The following is an 18003-nucleotide window of genomic DNA, read 5'->3' as shown; positions in this document are numbered from 1 at the left end:
CCGTCGCGCCGATGACGCGCGAGCGACCGCGGATTGGACAGGATGAGCACGAGGGCGAGAATTCTGACTCGCGACCTGTGGGGGCAGTCGTCGTGAGCGAGAATTCTGACTCGTGACCTCATACGCTTGGTCACGAACGCGAGAATTCTGACTCGCGACGCTCGGATGCTGCGGGCTAGGTCGTCGCCACCGGTGCGCGCCGTCGCGCGAAGGCCATCGCGAGGTACACGCCGAGCAATGCGGGCGTCACGAGGTCGCCGAAGCGGACCCACGGCGTCAGCGCGCCGTCGAGGAGGCGCACCTCGGCGATGAACGACGTGCGCTCGAAGGGCGGGGTGCGGCCCGCGTCCTCGCCGGTCGCGAGCACGAGGCCGCTCACGCCGGTGTTCACCGCGCGCACCAGATCGCGGCGCGTCTCGACCGCGCGTAGGCGCGCGAGCATGTGGTGCAGGTGCGGCGCGAACGTGTCGCCGAACCACGCGTCGTTGGTGAAGTTCGCGAGGAACGACGGGTCGAGCGCGGCGGTCAGGCGCGCGTGCTCGACGAGGAGATCCTCGTAGCAGTTGAGCACGCCGACGTGCGCGCCCGCGATCGGCACCGTGCCTTCCGCGAGCCCATGGGTGAAGCCGCGACGCACCACCCGCTGCAGCGGCGGGAGGAAGTCCCAGAGCGGCACGTACTCGCCGAACGCGAGCAGGTTGACCTTGTCGTAGATGCCGGTGACGTGGCCCTCGCGCGCCAGGCCGATCACCGAGTTGTAGCGGCGGCCGGGCGCCTCGGTGAGCGCGCCGAAGAGGATCGGGCCGCGCACTCCGTCGCTCAGGATGCGCCCGATCGCGCGCAGATCGCGGTTGGGATCGTGCGGCAGGTACGAGGGGTACGAGCTCTCGGGCCAGAGCACGAGATCGACGCCGCGCGCCTCGAGCTCGCGCGTCATGTCGCGGTGCAGACGAAGGTGCGCGTCGCGCAGGAACGGGTCGTGTTTCTCGCGCACGCCGAGGTTCGGCTGGACCACGCCGATCCGCAGGCTCGGGGCAGCCTCGCGCTGCGCGCGGATCGCGTCGATGCGCCACGCGCCGTATGCGTAGGGCAGGGCGATCACCAGCGCCGCGATCACCGCGACCCGCGGATCGCGGCGACGCAGCGCGTGCATCGCGGCGCACGAGCCGAGCGCGAGCGCGAGATCGATCAGCGGCGGCCCGCCGAGCTCCGCGAGCTGCACGAACGTGACGCCCGGCATCTGCGACACCCCGAGCCGCCACGGGAACAGCATCGGCGCGATCGAGCCCGCGATCGTCAGCGTGATCGGCAGCGCGATCCATCCCGCGATCCCCCGCGTCATCAGCGGCGCCGCGAGCCACGCACCGACGGCGATGGGCAGCGCCTGTCCGATCCACATCAGCGCGCCCACCGCGACGCCTGCGATCGTCGGGAACGCCGCGTACTCCTCGAGCAGCGGGACGATCCACGACGTCGTGATCGCGTTGCACACGAAGCCGCACGACGCGCCCGCGAGCAGCGCGATGCGCGGCGACGTCTCGCCATCGTCGATCGCGAGCAGGAGCAGCGCGGGGCCGAGGAACGCGAGCGCGACGAGCTCGAGCGGCGATCCCGCGACCGCGATGCACGCGCCGCCCGCACCGCCGAGCAGCACTGCGCGCAGCGCTCGTTTCATCCGCGCAGGTGGATCGCGCTCGCGCGCACCGAGAACGTCGCGGGCAGGCGCCCCGGCGCTTCACCATCGACGTCGAGCAGCACGTGGTCGCCCTCGTTCACCGGCTCGGCGCGCACCCGGCGCGCGCGCTCGAACGTGACGCCGGGGCGATCGAGGTGGCGGCCCTGGTAGATGCGCGACGTGAGCCCGAAGCTCGCGCTCACGTCCATCTCGAGCCCGACGACGTCGAAGAGCCCGTCGTCGATCTCGGCACGCGGCGCGATCTGCATGCCGCCGCCGAAGAAGCGGCCGTTCGCGACCGCCATGTTCACGATCTTCGTCTCGCGCGCCGGGCCGTCGTCGAGCCGCACCCGCACCCGCTGGCTGCGATACCGCGCGAGCGCGCGCACCGTGCCGAGGAAGAACGCGGGCGTGCCGCCCATCCACTTCGGCGTCTCGTTCACCAGGCGATCGACGAGCCCGCCCACGCCGAAGCTCGCGATGTTCAGGAACGCGCGGCGCGCGGGCACGCCCTCGTGATCGATCATCTCGAGCCAGCCGACGTCGAGCGGCCTCGGCTTCGCGGCGACGAAGCGATTCGCGAGCGCGTCCATGCCGCGCCCGCCCGCGCCGACGTCGGGGCTGCCGATCGTCTTGCGGAAGTCGCCGCCGGTGCCGCACGAGAGCGGGCCGATCCACGCGTCGGGCTCGATCACGCGACCGTCGGCGTCGAAAAACCCGTTCACCGCTTCGTTGAGCGTCCCGTCGCCTCCGACCACGCCGATGCCGCGCACGCCGCGCCCGAGCGCATCGCGCACGATCTCGGTGGCGTGGCGCGGGCCGGCGGTGCGCGCGATCTCGAACTCCGCGCCCGCCGCGCGCAGCGCGTCGCTCAGCGCGGGGAGGCGCTTCTCGGCGCGACCTGCGCCCGCGCGTGGGTTGACGACGAGAAGGAAGGGATCGCGATCCACGCGCGCGAAGCTAACAGAGTCGTGGCGATCAGTCCGAGAGCGGAGCGAATCGCTGCTCACTCCGGCGCCGGCACCAGGAGCACCGTCGCGATCGACTCGGGCGCGCCGGGCTCGTCGAGCGGGAGCGTCTGGCTCGAGAGCACACCGTCCTCGTCGAACGAGCGCACCGCGATCGCGATGTCTCCCGCGCGGAGGATCCCGGTGCCGCCGATCGGGATCGACGTCTCGCACGCGTCCTCGGTGCACACCGTTTGGTTGCCGACCGTGAGCGCGGCGAAGTCGTCGGTGATGGTGATGTCTCGCCACCCGACCAGGTCGTCCGTTCCCGAGATCGAGAACGGGATCTCGGCGAGCTCGCCCCACGCGTACTCGGGGCGGAACGCGTCCTCGGAGCCGAAGAACGCCACGGTGCTGAGCGCGGCGTCGAGCGTGCCCGCGGTGTCGGCGAGGCTGCTCGCGGTGAGGGTGACGCCTTCCTCGCTGCCGTACGCCGCGTCGAGCAGGAGCATCATGCCGCGCCCCACCTCGACGCTGCCCTCGATCCCGATCCACAGCCGCGATCCGGTGCGCACCACGAGCAACCGCGTGAGCCGATCGGCGAACAGGGTCGCGGGCGTCGAGCTCGTCACCTCGATCCCGAGCTCGTACTCGCGCTCGCCGATCACTCCGTCGACGATCGGCAGCCCGACGCCGGCATCGGTCTCGCCGCCGTCGAACGCGCCCGCATCGAGCTCGGCGTCCATCGGCTCGGCGCCCGAGTCGCGAGGCCGGATGATGATCGGGCCCGCGTCGGGACGTGGGATCGCTCCGTCGCGCTCCGGCGCGAAGGGCGGTGGCTCGCGCTCCTCGCACGCGATCGAGAGCGCGCCCACGAGCACCAACGCGCACGTCGCGCGCATGCGATCAGTCGGCATAGGGGATCACCTCGTACGGCTTCCGCATCCCGTGCCACTTCACGAGCGAGATGCGCGGATCACCGTCCTCCGAATAGTCGATGGTGCAGTACGTGAGCCCGCTGTCCTGCCCGAGATGGCTCACGTCGAGGTTGATCATCTTCATCCAGGTGCCGGTGTTCACCAGCAGCTTGCCGCCCGGCATCTGCAGGTACCGCGGCCCGTGGCTGTGCCCGATGATCAAGCACCGCACGCCGCGCAGCTTCTTGAGCTCGCGGTGCACCACCTCGTCGAAGCCCCCGAGCGCGATGATGTCCTCGCGCAACATCTGCGGGAGCCTGCGGATGCGCTCGACCCACGCGCCGATGTCGAACACCCGGCGCCGCAGGAAGTAGAGGCTCGAGTGGTAGAGGAAGCGCAGCACGAACATCGTGTCGAAGAGGAACGCGCCGAGCAGGAAGCGCCCCAGCGGCTGGATGCGATCGACGTAGCTCCGCTGCTCCTTCGCGGGGTTCATCACGTCGAGGATCCACAGGCTGCCCCAGGGCAGATCGAGGATCTCGCGCCCGTCGCGCAGCTTCCGGGTGAGGCGCGCGTAGTCGACGCGATGGATGCGCTCGAGCTGGTGCCCGTGACGGATCTGGATGCCTTCGGGCAAATGGTAGGTGTCCGTCGAGGTCACGAAGCGGACGCGCTCGCCCAGCGGACCCGGGGCGACGTACCGGCGGAACAGCTCCTGCGGGCCGGGCAACACCATGTCGAGGTCGTGATTGCCGGGAAGGAAGACGAGACGCCGCCCCTTCTTCGCGAGCAGCGCCCGCAGCGCGTGCACGAAGCGCGGATGTCCGTCGAGGCACTGCCGCAGCTTCTCGGTCGCGATCTCGTCGGTGATCTCGGTGGGCCAGCGGCCGTCGATCTTCACCTTGAGGAGATCGAACACATCGCCGTTGAGGATGAGCTCGAGCTCGCCGTGCTCGCCGACCTCGCGGTCGTGGTGTGCGAGGAGGTCGGCGAACTCGTCGTCGTGCCGGAAGTCCTCGAACGCGTTGAGCTCCCCGCGACGCACTCCGGTGCCGAGGTGCAGATCGCTGAGGACGAGCCGTAGGAGCTTCATCGAGAGACGGACCCGGCCGGAGACCCTGCCTTGACTTGGTTCGACATACCTCGATACTGCGGGAATGGCCAAGAAAGGCCTGACGACTCGTGTGACGCGACGGATGCAGCGCGGCGCGGCCACACATCGTCCGCGGACCCTCGTCTGCCGTTCATTCTCGATGACGTCTCGCAGCGCTCGCCCGCACAGTCGGCTTGGGCTGGTCTGCGTCTGACCTGCGTAGGAGCTCGAATGTCGGGACGCTTCCTTCTCCTCGCGCTCGTGGCCACGTCGCTCGCCGCGGGGTGCAATCGACCGGGCGCCATCGATCTGCCGGACGCCGCGGGCATCGACGCCGCCACTCCGATCGATTCGGGCGTCCCCACCTTCTCGGACAGCGCGATCGCCAACACGTCGCTCTCGCTCGATCGCGTCGTGCCCGCGCACGGTCCGTTCGTCGGCGGCAACCAGGCGATCCTCCGGGGCACCGGTTTCACCGACGACGCCCAGGTGACGATCGGTGGCCGCGCGGTGCAGCCGGCCGATCACCAGCTGATCGACTCACGCCGCCTCGCGGTCATCGTGCCCGCGGGTGACGTCGGGCCGGCCGACGTCGAGGTGCAGGTCGGCGACGACGTGGTCGTGCTCGAGGACGGCTACACGTACGACGCGCTCCAGGTCGACCCAGCGCGCGGATCGATCGCCGGCGGCACGTTCGTGACGATCACCGGCAGCGGGACGACGTTCGCCGCGGGCGACACCGTCATCTTCGGTCGCATGCCGTGCACCGACGTGACGGTGGTCTCGGAGACGCGCATCACGTGCCGCACGCCGGCGTCGTCGGCGGGCGAGGTCGACGTGACCGTGCGTCGCGCCGCGGATGGCGCGGAGACGATCGCGGAGGACGCGTTCGAGTACTACGACACGTCGGATCCGCTGAACGGCGGGCTCGGCGGCGGAACGATCTCGGGCTCGCTGAACGTCACGGTCGTCGACTGGTTCACCGACACGCCGCTCGAGGGCGCGTTCGTGATCGTCGGCGAGGACCTCGCGACGCCCCACCAGGGCCTCAGCAACGCGCTCGGGCAGATCACGTTCTCGGGCCCCGACATCGTCGGCCCGCTCACGGTCCACGTCGCGAAGGACTGCTACCAGCGCACGTCGGTGGTCGCGTTCGACGCGTCGGACGTGACGGTCTTCCTGCGCATGTGGGATCCCCTGACGCTGCCGGAGCGCTGCCGCTCGGACGGCGAGCCGCCGCCGCCGACCGGTGGGCGCGGTCGGAACCTCTCGTTCGTCGAGGGTGATCTGATCTGGCGCGGGCCCAACGAGTACGGGCCGAACCCGTGGGCGAACATCCCCGAGCCGCGCGACGGCTGGGAGCGCGTCGCGTACGTCTACACGACGGTGCGCGAGATCGGGCTCGCGAACCCCGACCCCGCGGCCGGTGGCGCGCACCAGCGCGTGATCGAGGTGCTCCCCGACGACGGAACGCAGCACCTCGGGTACCCGTACCGCATCCTCGCGTATCCGCGCGGCATGGCCGTCTACGCGCTGGCCGGTCTCCAGGAGCGTCGCACCGGAGGGCGCTTCATCCCGTACGTGATGGGCGTCGCGCGCAGCGTGCTCGCGGGCCCGGGCGACACGGTGAGCGGCGTCGACATTGTGATGGACATCCCGCTCGACCACTACGTCGACGTGGATCTCGGCACGCTGCCGGCGAGCACGCCGGTCGGGCCGAACCGGTTCCGCGTGCAGGCGTTCCTCGATCTCGGTGGCGAGGGGCTCATCCGCCGGCAGGTCGCGTCGCAGGACTTCGACACGCTGCGCCGCTACGACGCTGCGCGTGACTTCCGGTTCGTCAGCCAGCCCGCGCTCTCGGGCTCGATCGCCGACGGGCGCTATCGCGTCACCGCGGGCTGGTTCTCCGGCGACGGGGACGGCGAGCCCTTCACCTACGCGGTGCGGAACGGCGTGACGGCCGTCGACGAGACGGTGCTGATGCCGGACTTCCTCGGCGTGCCGATCGCGGTGGCGCCGAGCGTGGGCCAGAGCCTGCCCGCCGATCGCATCCTGCGCTGGCGCGCCGACGGGGGCCCGACGCCGGACCTCTACTGGCTCCTCCTCTTCAGCGAGGACGGCAACCTCGCGTGGGAGATGTTCGTGCCCGGCACCGTCACCTCGGCGCCGATGCCGGACCTCTCGACGATCCCCGAGCTCTTCGACGTGCCGGACGGCGCGATCTACTGGCAGGTGCGCTCGGCGCGGATCCCCGGGTTCGACTTCGACGAGCTCAGCTACGCCCAGCTGAGCGATCGCTACTGGAGCCACTCGGCGCGCAACACGTTCATCGTGCAGCGCTGATCGGCCCACCGATGAGGAACGACATGGTGTTCGTCCGTTCGCTGACCGCCGCGTGCGCGGCGGTCGCCATCGTCTCGTTGTCCTCGTGCACCCAGGGCACGGGGCGTCCCGATCGACCCGACGGTGGCGAGAACCCGATCATCGACGGCGGGTTCGTGTGCTTGTCCGCGACCTCCGAGGCGTGCCTCGGTGACGTCCACTACTCGTGCGAGGCCGACGGCGAGTTCTTGCGCCCGGTGGTCGAGAACTGCGCCGACGAGGGCAAGACGTGCGCGGACGGCCTGTGGTGCGTGACGTGCCGCCCGAACAGCGGCGGGTGCGACGAGCAGGGCAACGCGGTCGTGTGCAACGACGACGGCAGCGGCTGGGAGGTCATCGACGAGTGCGACATCGAGCACGGCGAGGTCTGTGATCTCGGCTCGTGTCGCAACCTCTGCGAGGTCGCGCTCACGCGGCGCAGCTACCTCGGCTGCGAGTTCTTCGCGACCGATCTCGACAACGCGGCGCTCGGCGCGGGACGCGACGCGTCTGCGCAGCAGTACGCGGTGGTCGTGTCGAACCCCGGCAACTACCCGGCCGACGTGGTCGTCGAGATCGACACCGGCGCGTTCGGCGGCGAGACCGTCCCGGTGATCGTCGCCGAGCAGCGCGTGCTGCCGGGCGATCTCGAGGTGTTCGAGCTGCCGCGGCGCGAGCTCGACGGATCGAGCTCGATGACGCCGTGCGCCGCGGACGCGGAGTGCCAGTCGGCGACCGAGGCGTGCTGGTGCTCGGGCGGGAGCCCGGTGGGCACTCCGGGCGCGACCGACTGCCGCTGCCGCAACGCCGCCGGTGCGAACGGCTTGAACGACGGGACGCACTCCGCGCTCACCGCGCACGCGTACCGCGTGCGCTCGTCGCTCCCGATCGTCGCGTACCAGTTCAACCCGCTCGACAACGTCGGCGTCTTCTCGAACGACGCGTCGCTGCTGCTGCCCACTTCGGGCATCGGCGAGCGTTACACGGTCGTCGGCTGGCCTCAGACGATCGCGGACTCGACCGATCCCGACGAGGACTTCGATCCGAGCCGCACCGACGAGGATCTGCGCGCGTTCCTGACGATCGTGGGCACGCAGCCCGACACCCAGGTCTCGATCACGCTCGGTGCCGAGGTGCGCAACGTCGTCGGGCTCCCCGGCGAGGAGAACTACGGCCCCGGCGACGTGATCGAGCTCGAGCTCGGCGCGTTCGACGTGATCAACCTGGAGACCCAGGGCTTCAACGCGGACTTCACGGGCACGCAAGTCGTCGCGAGCCCGGAGCATCCCGTCGCGGTGTTCGTCGGGACCGAGGCGAGCGATGCGCCGCGCTACGAGACGCTGCTCAATCGCCAGTGCTGCGGTGACCACGTCGAGGAGCAGCTCTTCGCGAACGACGCGCTGGGCAGGCACTTCTTCATCGGGCTCACGCCGCGTCGCTCGCGCGCGCTGAGCGCGGCGCTGATCGACGGCAGCTCGGTCGGCGACTTCGCGGAGCCGGAGTCGGTGCGCATCGTCGCGGTCGCCGAGGGCGTCACGATGATCGAGACGACGATCGACGACGGCTTCGGGGGCTTCCTCGCGTACGAGCTCGAGCAGAACCAGAGCCTCGTGATCGAGACGACGCAGGACTTCGAGATCCGCTCGTCGCAGGCGATCGCGGTGCTGCAGGTGCAGTCGAGCCAGGAGTCGATCGGCATCGACTCGCGTTATCCGGGCGGCGATCCGTCGATCGTCGGCGTGCCGCCGGTCGATCAATTCCGGCGCGACTACGTGTTCCTCACGCCCGATCTCTACGCGTTCGACTTCGTCACGATCGTCGCGCCCGCGAGCGCGCAGATCCTCCTCGACGAGCGCCCGCTCACCGAGTTCGAGTGCGAGGCGGCGGCGGCCGACGGAATCGAGCGGATGATGACGGACCCGCCGCCCGAGTGGTTCGTCTATCGCTGCCAGCTCTCGTTCCCCGACGTGATAGGCCCGCCGAACGTCGAGGTCGAGGACGGCGTGCAGAACGACGGCTATCACACGCTGCGCGCGACCGAAGAAGTCAGCCTGATCGTGTCCGGCTTCGACGCGTACGTGAGCTACGGCTACGCGGGCGGCGCGGACCTCGAGTCGATCGACTGAGCAGTGTCCCGAATCGGCTCGCCCGCTCAGGGCCCTCCCGTGCGTGTGCTCCGCACGCTTCCTTGCGGGCCCTGCGCCGGCGAGCACTCCAGCTGGACCGAGCAGCTCCCGCAGCGCGGGTTGCGACGGTGATGGGTGGGCAGCGATACTGCCCCGCATGTCGCCTCCGCGATCCGCGCTGCGCTCGTTCCTGCTCACGCTGTTCTTCGCGTTCGTGATCGCGATCGCCGGTCCGGCGCAGGTCGCCGCGCAGGGCACGGGCGGCAGCTTCGGCGGCGGCGACTGGAGCGGCGGCGGGAGCGGTGGTGGCGGCGGCGGCGGCGGAGGCGGCTCCGACTGGGGCGGCGGCGGCGGCAGCTACGGCGGCGGCAGCTACGGGGGTGGCGGCTACGGCGGGAGCTACGGAGGCGGCGGCTACGGCGGGAGCTATGGCGGTGGTGGCGGCGGGATGGGCTGCGGCGGCGCGTGCTGCCTGCTGATGTTCATCGGCCTCTTCGTCACCATCGCGATCATCAACCAGCGTCGCCGAGGCGGCGGCGGTGGCGCGCCGTTCATGGGCGCGCCTCCGATGGGCATGCCCGGCGGCGGCGGGATGGGCTACTCGGGCCCGAACGCGATGTACCTCTCGCAGATCCAGCTCGGCCTCGACTGGCGCGCCCGCGCGCAGCTGCAGCAGCACCTCATGCAGCTCGCGCAGACCGGCGACACGCGCAGCCCGAGCGGCCTCGCGCAGCTGCTCTCCGAGACCGTGCTCGCGCTTCGCCGTCACGAGATCAGCTGGCTCTACGCCGCGACGAAGGACGGCGGCGGCATGCAGCCGCAGCAGGCCCAGGGCGCGTTCCAGCAGTGGGCGAACGAAGCGCGGTCGCGCTTCCAGCACGAGCTCGTCCGCGGCCACCAGGGCCAGATGCAGCAGCAGCAGGGCCCCGAGATGAAGGCCCACGCCCACGAGGGCCAGGGCACCGTCGTGGTCACGATCATCCTCGCGACGCGCCGTCCGGTGCAGGGCTTCATGGTCCCCGACGCGAACCAGATCCGGAACGCGCTCAGCGATCGCGGCGCGATCCTCCCGAACCAGATGGTCGCGCTCGAGGTGATCTGGTCGCCCGCCGCCGAGAACGATCGGATGAGCACCTCGGAGCTCGAGCAGAACTACCCCGAGCTCAAGCTGATCGATCCGAACAGCATCGCGGGTCGCGTCTTCTGCGCGTACTGCAGCGGCCCCTTCCCGATGGAGCTGCTCAACTGCCCGCACTGCGGCGCGCCCGCCGAGGCGAGCAAGGGACGTCGCGAGCCCCCGCGCTGATCACGGGCCATGCCCGCGCGGCGTGGTAGGGTCGGCCTCATCACCGGAGGGGCCATGAAGGCACGCTCGCGCGCGGGTACACGTCTCGTTCGGCTCACCGCGCAGATCTCGACCATCCTCGCGATCGCGAGCTGCGGTGGAGGCTCGACGCAGATCGATCCGCGCTTCGTCACCGTGCACAACACGATGGCCGCGATGGGTCTCGTGCAGAGCGGCGAGATCAGCCAGGGCTCTCTCTCGGAAGGCGCCGAGACGACCATCCGCATGCCGATGCGCGCCGGCGACTGCTACACGGTCGTCGCCCTCGCGCAGGAGGGCGTGCGCGACCTCGACGTCGTCGTGCGCGACGCGTCGGGCAACGAGCTCGGGCGCGATCGCACCCAGGACCCACAGGCCGCGGCGCAGGTGTGTCCGCCCTACGCGGGCGAGTTCGAGGTCGTCGTGCGCATGGTGCGCGGCAGCGGCACCTGGATCGCCAGCGCGTGGTCGGGCGGCGCGCGCCCCGCGGGCGACTTCCCCGGCGGCGAGGAGCCGGGCGGCGCGATCGTCTCGCGCCCGCCGCACGGTGGTCCGGGCACGTGCGAGGAGCCCTATCCGATCACCGCGGGCACCGCGGTGCGCGGCGACACGACCAGCGGCGACTCCGTGATCACCGGCACCTGCCTCGGCGGCGGCAACGCGCCCGAGCACGTGTACTCGTTCACGCTCGATCAGCGCTCGATGGTGAGCGCGGTGATGAACTCGGTGTTCGACGGCTCGCTCTATCTCCTCGGCGCGTGCGGCGAGTCGCGCAGCGAGATCGCGTGCAACGACGACGCGCCGAGCACGTCGCGCTCGGAGATCGGCGCGACCCTCGAGCCCGGCGTGTACTTCCTCGTCGTCGACGGCTTCGGCACCGCGCTCGGTGAGTACGAGGTGACGCTCACCACCACCGCGATGCAGTCGGTCGCGGAGATGTGCGGCGGTGCGACGACGCTCACGCCGGGCCAGCCGGTCGCGGGCACGACCGCGGCGCGCGCCGACTATTTCCAGGCGACGTGCGCGGGCCAGACGCGCTCGGGCGATCAAGTCTACGCGGTCGACGTCGCGCAGCGCTCGCGGATGCGCGTGCGCATGCAGAGCACCTACGACGGCGCGCTCCACGTGCGTCGCGACTGCGCCGATGCGAGCACCGAGCTCGCGTGCAACGACGACTTCCGCGACACGCGCCACTCGCTGATCACGGCGACCGTCGATCCCGGCCGCTACTACGTGTTCGCCGATGGCTACGCGAGCGGCGCGACCGGCGACTACTCGCTCATGGCAGAGCTCGCGCCCGCGACCGGCACTGGCGCGGCGAGCGACACCTGCGCGTCTCCCGGCGCGTACGTCGCGGGGCAGGATCTGATCGCCGACACGTTCACCGCGGCCGACGATCTCGCGGGCAGCTGCGGCGGGCAGGGCGCGCCCGACGTCGTGTACCGCCTCGACGTCCGCTCGCGCACCCGGGTTCGCGCGCGCTTCCTCGATCAGGAGTTCGCGCCGATCGTCTATCTGCAGAGCGCGTGCGGCACCCAGAGCAGCGAGCTCTTCTGCGTCGACGCGAGCGCGGGCGCGCCGATCGATCAGACGGTCCAGCCCGGCACGTACTTCCTCGTGGTCGACGGGCAGAACGCGGATGCGTTCGGCAGCGCGCAGATCTCGCTGCAGCTGGACGATCTGGGCGCGCTCGATCAGTCGTGCCGCTCGGCCCCCGCGATCCGCCCCGGCCGCCAGATCACCGGTGACACGACCGGCAGCACCGATCGCTTCCAGGCGACCTGCGCCGGCAACGCGCAGAGCCCGGATCTCGTGTACCGCCTGCAGCTGCGCCGCCGCCAGCGCGTGCGGATCAGCTCCGAGCAGACCGACTTCGACGGCGCGATCTACGTGCGCAGCGACTGCATCGATGCGAACACCGAGGTCGCGTGCAACGACGACGCGGGCGACAACCGTCACTCGATGATCGAGGTCGTGCTCGATCCCGGGAATTACTTCGTGTTCGTCGACGGGTATGCGACGGGCAACCAGGGCCGCTTCACGCTCGACGTCGACCTGTCCGCACCCTGAGGGCTTCGTTCACGCGACGTTCACGAGCGCGTCGCACGATCGAGGCACGCACCGCGCACAGCGCTGCCGGCGCGACACCGGCTGGCTCGATTGACCACCGAACGGGCTCTCGCCTACGTTGAGCCCCGTCGGTTCCAGGGGAAACGCACGAATGTCTCGACTCCGTAGCTTCCGTCCAGCTCTCCTCGCGATGGCGATCGCGCTCGCTCCAGCGCTGCTCGCGCCCGCGATCGTGTCCGCGCAGCAGGCGGCGCCGAGCGCCGAGCAGCGCCAGCGCGCGCGTGAGCTCTACGGAGAAGGCCAGACGCACTTCGAGGCCGGCCGTTTCGCCGAGGCGCTGGCGGCGTTCGAGGGCGCGTACCGAGAGGTGCCGAACCCCGTGGTGCTCCTCGGTGTCGCGTCGGCGCAGGAGCGCCTCGGGAATCCGCTCGACGCGTCGCGCACGCTGCGTCGTTATCTGCGCGAGCGGCCCGACGCGCCGGATCGCGCGACGATCGAGCAGCGCATCGCGCAGATGGATCCGACCGGCGTGACCGCGTCCGAGGAGCCCGCGACGCCCGCCGAGACCGGCACCATCCGCGTGGTCTGCACGCCCGCCGGCGCCGCGATCGCGCTCGACGGCGCCGACACCGGGCGCACTGCACCGGCGGACCTCGAGGTGCCCGCCGGCGAGCACACCGTCACGCTCACGCTCGGCGGCTACCTGCCGATCAGCGAGACCGTGACGGTCACGCCCGGCGGCATGAACGAGCTCGCGCTCACACTGGTCGCGGCGAGCGCGGAAGGCGAGGGCCTGCAGGGCGAGGGTGACGCGTTCGGCGAGGCCGGCGCGGAGGAAGCGCCCGCCGAGGGCGAAGGGGAGGGCGCGGCCGAAGCGCCTCCGCCGACCGACACCGGCCCGAGCGCGGGCGTGTGGGTCACCACCGCGATCGCCGGCGTCGGGCTCGTGACCGGGACGATCTTCGGGTTCCTCGCGCTCTCCGAGCAGAGCGACTTCGACGCGATGCCCACGGCCGATGCGGCCGATCGCGGCGAGACCTTCGCGCTGATCGCGGACCTCTCGTTCGGCGTCGCGATCGCGGCGGGCGTCACGGCGATCGTGCTGTACGCCGTCGATCGCCCGCAGCCGCAGAGCGAGGTCCCGCCGACCGCGCGTCGCGACGAGGGACCTCGCTTCACGCTCGCGCCGTGGGCCTCGCCGACGGCAGGCGGCGCCGCGGCGCGCATCGAGTTCTGACCGGCTTGGCTTCGTGCGGAGGATCCAGAGGATGCTTGGAGTGAACGCCCGGGCCCGGATGATCGCGGCCCTGCTGATCGGCCTCGCGCTGCCGGGATGCCAGCTGATCGTCGACTTCGATCGCAGCCGGATCGTGGACGACGCGGGCTCCGACGGAGGCCCCGCCGACGGGGGCGGCAACGCGATGGACGCGGGCAGCGACGCCGGCGGCGACGACGCCGGAACCGACGCGGCGATGGACGATGCGGGCACGGACGACGCCGGGACCGACGCGGCGATGGACGATGCGGGCACCGACGCCGCGGTTGCGATGACCTGCGGCAACGGCACCGAGGAAGGCACCGAGGCCTGCGACGACGGCAACACGGTGACCGAGGCCGAGTGCGCATACGGCTCGACGCCGCCCTGCATGATCTGCGACGCGACGTGCGAGAACGAGATCGAGCGCACGACCGCACCGCGTTGCGGCGACGGCGACACCGATGCGCCGCAGGAAGACTGCGACGACGGCGCGAGCAACGGCACCTACGGCATGTGCAACACCGCGTGCAGCGGCGTGCTGCGATGTGGCGATACCGTCGTGACGGCGCCGCAGGAGGAGTGCGATCCGCCGGACGCCACCACGTGCGCTGCCGATTGCACGCTACTGTGAAGCGCTGTCGCCGAGGTTCACCCGCAACGACGAGAGCGATCGAGCGATTCACACGCATCTGACCTGCTCCATGAGGAGGATGAGATGCGGATGGTTCGTCTCGTGTTGGTTGCGCTCTGCGTGTGTCTGTGCGCGGCCTGTGGGTCACCGCTGCAGTGCGGCGAGCTCGAATACGACGCGGACGAGCACCAGTGCGTCTGTCCTGCGGGCCGCCACGCGATTGACGGTGCCTGCGTTGCGCTCGTCGGAGACGGCGGGATCGTCGGGGATGCCGGGGATGGCAGCGCACCGACGGACGCCTCGAGCGCCCAGGAGCTTGGAGACACCGGTGTCGATGGTTCGGTGAGTCTGTGCCCGGAGGGATGGGCCGACTGCGACTCGAGCGACGACAACGGCTGCGAAACGCAGCTGGACACTCTCGCGCACTGCGGAGGCTGTGGCGACGCGTGCGGCTGGGCATGTGAACACGGCGTCTGCAACGATGCGATCGCCATCGCCGCGGGCGGCCTCCACTCGTGTGCACTGCGCGAAGCCGGTGACGTCGTGTGTTGGGGGGATAACGAGTACGGTCAACTCGGAGACGGAACGACTCTCGACAGCCTCGTTCCGGTGCGCGTCGCCGGACTTCAGAACGCGGTGGCGATCTCGTCCTCGCGGGGCAGCCACACCTGTGCGCTGCTCGAGTCTGGGCAGGTGCTTTGTTGGGGGGCCAATAACTCCGGACAGCTCGGAAATGGCGAAACATCCACCGCACAACCGACCCCGGTGCCGGTGCTCTCGCCTGGAGCAGCATTCGTCGGGGTCTCGGCAGGCAGCAACAGCACGTGCGCGTGGCGTTCGAGCGGCGAGGCGCTCTGTTGGGGTTACAACGGCTCCGGTCAGATCGGCGACGGGACCGAGGAGCGGCGCGTCGTACCGACTCCAGTCGAGGGGATCGATGACGCCATCGCGATGCGCGTCGGTGGCGGACATGCGTGCGCGATTCGATCCGGACGAACGCTCGAGTGCTGGGGCAGCAACGCACACGGTCAGCTCGGCGACGGGACGGACGGCGCCGGGGTCCCCGACCGCGCAGACAGCGCGTCACCCACTGCTGTCGCCAATCTCGGACCGAGCGTCTACTCGATCGGTGCTGGTCTCTGGAACACGTGCGCGGTTTTGGCCGCGGGCGGACTCCGCTGCTGGGGGCGCAATTCCGAGGGCCAGGTTGGCGACGGGACGACGACCCTGCGGAACGCGCCGACGACCGTACGCGGACTCGAGAGCGGCGTGCTCGGCGTGGACGGCGGCACGTTCCACGCGTGTGCGCTCATCTCCACGGGCGCGGTCGAGTGTTGGGGCCGAAACAACGAGGGCGAGCTAGGGGACGGCACATCGGTCGATAGGTCCGCGCCCGGGCCAGTCGCTTTGCGGGGCGCGGCCATCGCTCTCGCAACCGGAGTCGCTCACTCGTGTGTCGTGACCGCCGAGGGAGCCGTTGAGTGCTGGGGTCGAAATCTCGCTGGGAATCTCGGCGACGGAACGACGCTGAGCCGCACGACGCCCGTCGCTGTGCTTCCCCCCGCGGTCAGCAGTGAATGACCAGCCGCGCGCGTTGCGACCGCTGGGCGTCGCCCTAGAATCGCGCTCGTGGACTCGCGCGACGAGAAGAAGACCGCGGCTCCGAAGAGCGAGGACGTCGTCCTCGTGCACTCGCCGACCGATGACGGCCGAGGCTGGCGCGTGCTGCGCAAGCGCGAGGATCGCATCGAGGCCGGCGCGATCCATCCGGTGCAGGAAGGGCAGCCGATCCAAGGCGAGCTCGTGTCGCTCACCCACCGCGAAGGCACGCCGCTCTTCGACGTCGAGAGCCACTACGCGCCGAAGAGCGGCCCGGCGCAGGTCGCGACCCCCGCATACCGCGAGAACTGGGACGCGATCTTCGGCCCGCGCGACGAGGAAGCGCCGCAGCTGATGAACTGAGCGCGTTCTATCGCGCCCGCGCGCGCCATAGAATGCGGCTATGTCGAATGCGGCGATGTCGCCCGACGCGCTGACGCCGGCTGCGCTGCGCTACTTCGTGTCCATCGCGGAGCTCGGCAGCCTCACCGCCGCGTCGCGCGCGCTCCGCATCAGCCAGCCCTCGCTCACCGTCGCGCTGCGCAAGCTCGAGGAGGAGCTCGGCACGACGCTCTTCGTCCGCACCAGCCGCGGCGTGCGCACCACGTCGAGCGGCGATGCGCTGCTGCGCCATGCGCGTCAGGTGATGCGCTCGCTCGCCGATGCGCGCACCGAGATCGAGGGGCTCGAGAAGGAGCCGCGCGGGCGCTTCACGCTCGGATGTCACGAGAGCCTCGGCGCGTACTTCCTGCCCGGGCTCATGGCGCCGTTCCTCGCGCGTCATCCGGGGATCGAGCTCGCGCTCTGGAACGGCAACTCGCGCGACGTGCAGCGCGCGGTGCTCGATCGTGTGGTCGACGTCGGCATCGTGGTGAACCCCGAGCCGCATCCCGAGCACGTCGTGCAGACGCTCTTCGAGGATCGCGTCGAGCTCGTCGTCGCGTCGTCGCTGCGGCGCAGCGCACGTCGCGAGCCCCACGCGCTCTTGTGCTCGCACCCGCTGCTCTACGTGCCCGAGCTGCGGCAGGTGCAGTGGCTGCTCGTCGCGCTCGAGAAGCGCGACCTGCGAGCCTCGCGCCCGCTGCCGTGCTCGAGCATGGAGCTCGTGAAGAGCCTGGTGCTCGACGGCACCGGCGTCGGCATCCTGCCGCGTCGCGTCGCGAGCCATGGCGTCGCCGGAGGACGCCTCGTCGCGCTCGACGATGCGCTGCCGGCCTACGAGGACTCGATCGCGGTGGTGCGCCGCGCCGACGCGCACGTGACGAGCGCGATGCGCCTGCTCCTCGACGCGCTGGTCGCGCACGGGCGGGGGATGCGCGCCGCCGCGAGCGTATCGCGATAGGATGCCGGTCCCCGCCTCGGAGCGGGGCGAGGAGCACGGGAATGGCGCGTTCGATCGTGGTGCGTCTCGGGGACGAGGAGAGCGCGTTCGCGTTCGCGAAGGTCGAGCGCGACAAGCTCTACGGGCGCAAGCAGCGCGTGGTGGTCGACGAGCAGAGCCGCGCGTGCGCGCAGGCCTATCTGACGGCCGACGGGACCGCGCTCGTGCCGACCGGCGGCACCGCGCACGTGTGGATCGACGAGCGCTGGGACGCGGTCGAGCAGGACGCTCGCCTCGCGGTCGACGAGGGAGGGCACCCGCTCGACACGCATCCCTCGACGCTCGGCGTCGCGCAGGACGCGACGATCGTCGATCCCAAGCGCGTGCTCGATCACGTCACGAGCGCGATCTACCAGCTCGACGCGGAGGCGCTCTCGCCGAAGCTCGAGGACGCGCTCGCGAAAGGCGCGATCGTCGAGATCCCGTTCTGCTATCGCGACGGCTTCGATCAGGACGTGCTCTTCGTGGTGAAGAACGACGAGGGCTACTTCGCGATGGTCGCGCAGCCGACCGGGTTCGAGATGCTCGAGCGCGAGGCGCTGCCGCTCGCGATCGAGCCCTCGGGCGAAGAGACCGACGAGCTCTCGGACGATCTCGACTTCTCGATGATGTGAGGGAAGG

14 protein-coding genes are annotated in these 18003 nt (G+C 70.7%); 10 read left to right on the top strand and 4 right to left on the bottom strand.

Translation table 11 applies throughout. The features are described from left to right. Positions 1 to 175 precede the first annotated feature (175 nt). The 4 genes from lnt to I5071_RS18415 are packed head-to-tail and all read right to left on the bottom strand — an operon-like array spanning position 176 to position 4632. Entirely contained in the window at positions 176 to 1675 is a 1500-nt protein-coding gene (gene lnt, locus I5071_RS18430; protein ID WP_236606787.1) for an apolipoprotein N-acyltransferase, read from the bottom strand. Continuing rightward, positions 1672 to 2625, bottom strand: a complete 954-nt coding sequence (locus I5071_RS18425) for a diacylglycerol/lipid kinase family protein (protein WP_236606786.1) — start codon at positions 2623 to 2625, stop codon at positions 1672 to 1674. The genes lnt and I5071_RS18425 overlap by 4 nt, the downstream gene beginning before the upstream one ends. A gap of 56 nt (positions 2626 to 2681) precedes the next feature. Continuing rightward, positions 2682 to 3524 (bottom strand): hypothetical protein, encoded by an 843-nt coding sequence (locus tag I5071_RS18420; RefSeq protein ID WP_236606785.1) that lies wholly within the window; start codon positions 3522 to 3524, stop codon positions 2682 to 2684. 4 nt (positions 3525 to 3528) lie between these two features. Next, the gene (locus I5071_RS18415; protein ID WP_236606784.1) at positions 3529 to 4632 is read right to left on the bottom strand and encodes a metallophosphoesterase; all 1104 of its coding nucleotides are present in this window, start codon (positions 4630 to 4632) and stop codon (positions 3529 to 3531) included. Between the two features lie 231 nt (positions 4633 to 4863). Between I5071_RS18415 and I5071_RS18410 the strand changes: the two genes are divergently transcribed. The 10 genes from I5071_RS18410 to I5071_RS18360 all read left to right on the top strand — a co-directional run bounded on the left by I5071_RS18410 (position 4864) and on the right by I5071_RS18360 (position 17996). Next, complete coding sequence (locus I5071_RS18410; RefSeq protein WP_236606783.1) at positions 4864 to 6975, top strand: IPT/TIG domain-containing protein; 2112 nt, start codon at positions 4864 to 4866, stop codon at positions 6973 to 6975. Between the two features lie 23 nt (positions 6976 to 6998). Continuing rightward, on the top strand, positions 6999 to 9119 hold the full coding sequence (locus tag I5071_RS18405) for an IgGFc-binding protein (RefSeq protein WP_236606782.1): 2121 nt from the start codon (positions 6999 to 7001) through the stop codon (positions 9117 to 9119). Between the two features lie 157 nt (positions 9120 to 9276). Beyond that, a complete protein-coding gene (locus I5071_RS46630) occupies positions 9277 to 10425 on the top strand; it encodes a DUF1517 domain-containing protein (RefSeq protein WP_268921237.1) in 1149 nt (382 codons plus the stop codon). Positions 10426 to 10479: 54 nt separating this feature from the next. Beyond that, a complete protein-coding gene (locus I5071_RS18390) occupies positions 10480 to 12513 on the top strand; it encodes a hypothetical protein (protein ID WP_236606781.1) in 2034 nt (677 codons plus the stop codon). A gap of 190 nt (positions 12514 to 12703) precedes the next feature. Next, positions 12704 to 13750: a PEGA domain-containing protein gene (locus tag I5071_RS18385; protein ID WP_236606780.1), complete on the top strand. Its 1047-nt coding sequence runs from the start codon at positions 12704 to 12706 to the stop codon at positions 13748 to 13750. A 40-nt stretch (positions 13751 to 13790) separates the two neighbouring features. Continuing rightward, entirely contained in the window at positions 13791 to 14402 is a 612-nt protein-coding gene (locus tag I5071_RS18380; RefSeq protein ID WP_236606779.1) for a hypothetical protein, read from the top strand. A 90-nt stretch (positions 14403 to 14492) separates the two neighbouring features. Further along, positions 14493 to 15983: an RCC1 domain-containing protein gene (locus tag I5071_RS18375; protein ID WP_236606778.1), complete on the top strand. Its 1491-nt coding sequence runs from the start codon at positions 14493 to 14495 to the stop codon at positions 15981 to 15983. A gap of 48 nt (positions 15984 to 16031) precedes the next feature. Next, positions 16032 to 16364 (top strand): hypothetical protein, encoded by a 333-nt coding sequence (locus I5071_RS18370; protein ID WP_236606777.1) that lies wholly within the window; start codon positions 16032 to 16034, stop codon positions 16362 to 16364. Between the two features lie 40 nt (positions 16365 to 16404). Beyond that, complete coding sequence (locus I5071_RS18365; protein WP_236606776.1) at positions 16405 to 17343, top strand: LysR family transcriptional regulator; 939 nt, start codon at positions 16405 to 16407, stop codon at positions 17341 to 17343. A 41-nt stretch (positions 17344 to 17384) separates the two neighbouring features. After that, the gene (locus tag I5071_RS18360) at positions 17385 to 17996 is read left to right on the top strand and encodes a hypothetical protein (protein ID WP_236606775.1); all 612 of its coding nucleotides are present in this window, start codon (positions 17385 to 17387) and stop codon (positions 17994 to 17996) included. Positions 17997 to 18003: the final 7 nt, after the last annotated feature.

The sequence above is a fragment of the Sandaracinus amylolyticus genome, assembly GCF_021631985.1.
GTDB classification, from domain to species: domain Bacteria; phylum Myxococcota_A; class Polyangia; order Polyangiales; family Sandaracinaceae; genus Sandaracinus; species Sandaracinus amylolyticus_A.
The sequence above is the reverse complement of the archived record's forward strand: the minus strand, read 5'-3'. Positions and strand labels throughout refer to the sequence as shown.

Bases quoted from the DNA above. Each gene is read 5' to 3' on its own strand.
- I5071_RS18415 (WP_236606784.1), bottom strand. From the start codon at position 4,632: ATGAAGCTCCTACGGCTCGTCCTCAGCGATCTGCACCTCGGCACCGGA.
- I5071_RS18420 (WP_236606785.1), bottom strand. From the start codon at position 3,524: ATGCGCGCGACGTGCGCGTTGGTGCTCGTGGGCGCGCTCTCGATCGCG.
- I5071_RS18365 (WP_236606776.1), top strand. From the start codon at position 16,405: ATGTCGAATGCGGCGATGTCGCCCGACGCGCTGACGCCGGCTGCGCTG.
- I5071_RS18360 (WP_236606775.1), top strand. From the start codon at position 17,385: ATGGCGCGTTCGATCGTGGTGCGTCTCGGGGACGAGGAGAGCGCGTTC.
- I5071_RS18405 (WP_236606782.1), top strand. From the start codon at position 6,999: ATGGTGTTCGTCCGTTCGCTGACCGCCGCGTGCGCGGCGGTCGCCATC.
- I5071_RS18375 (WP_236606778.1), top strand. From the start codon at position 14,493: ATGGTTCGTCTCGTGTTGGTTGCGCTCTGCGTGTGTCTGTGCGCGGCC.
- I5071_RS18410 (WP_236606783.1), top strand. From the start codon at position 4,864: ATGTCGGGACGCTTCCTTCTCCTCGCGCTCGTGGCCACGTCGCTCGCC.
- I5071_RS46630 (WP_268921237.1), top strand. From the start codon at position 9,277: ATGTCGCCTCCGCGATCCGCGCTGCGCTCGTTCCTGCTCACGCTGTTC.
- I5071_RS18390 (WP_236606781.1), top strand. From the start codon at position 10,480: ATGAAGGCACGCTCGCGCGCGGGTACACGTCTCGTTCGGCTCACCGCG.
- I5071_RS18385 (WP_236606780.1), top strand. From the start codon at position 12,704: ATGGCGATCGCGCTCGCTCCAGCGCTGCTCGCGCCCGCGATCGTGTCC.
- lnt (WP_236606787.1), bottom strand. From the start codon at position 1,675: ATGAAACGAGCGCTGCGCGCAGTGCTGCTCGGCGGTGCGGGCGGCGCG.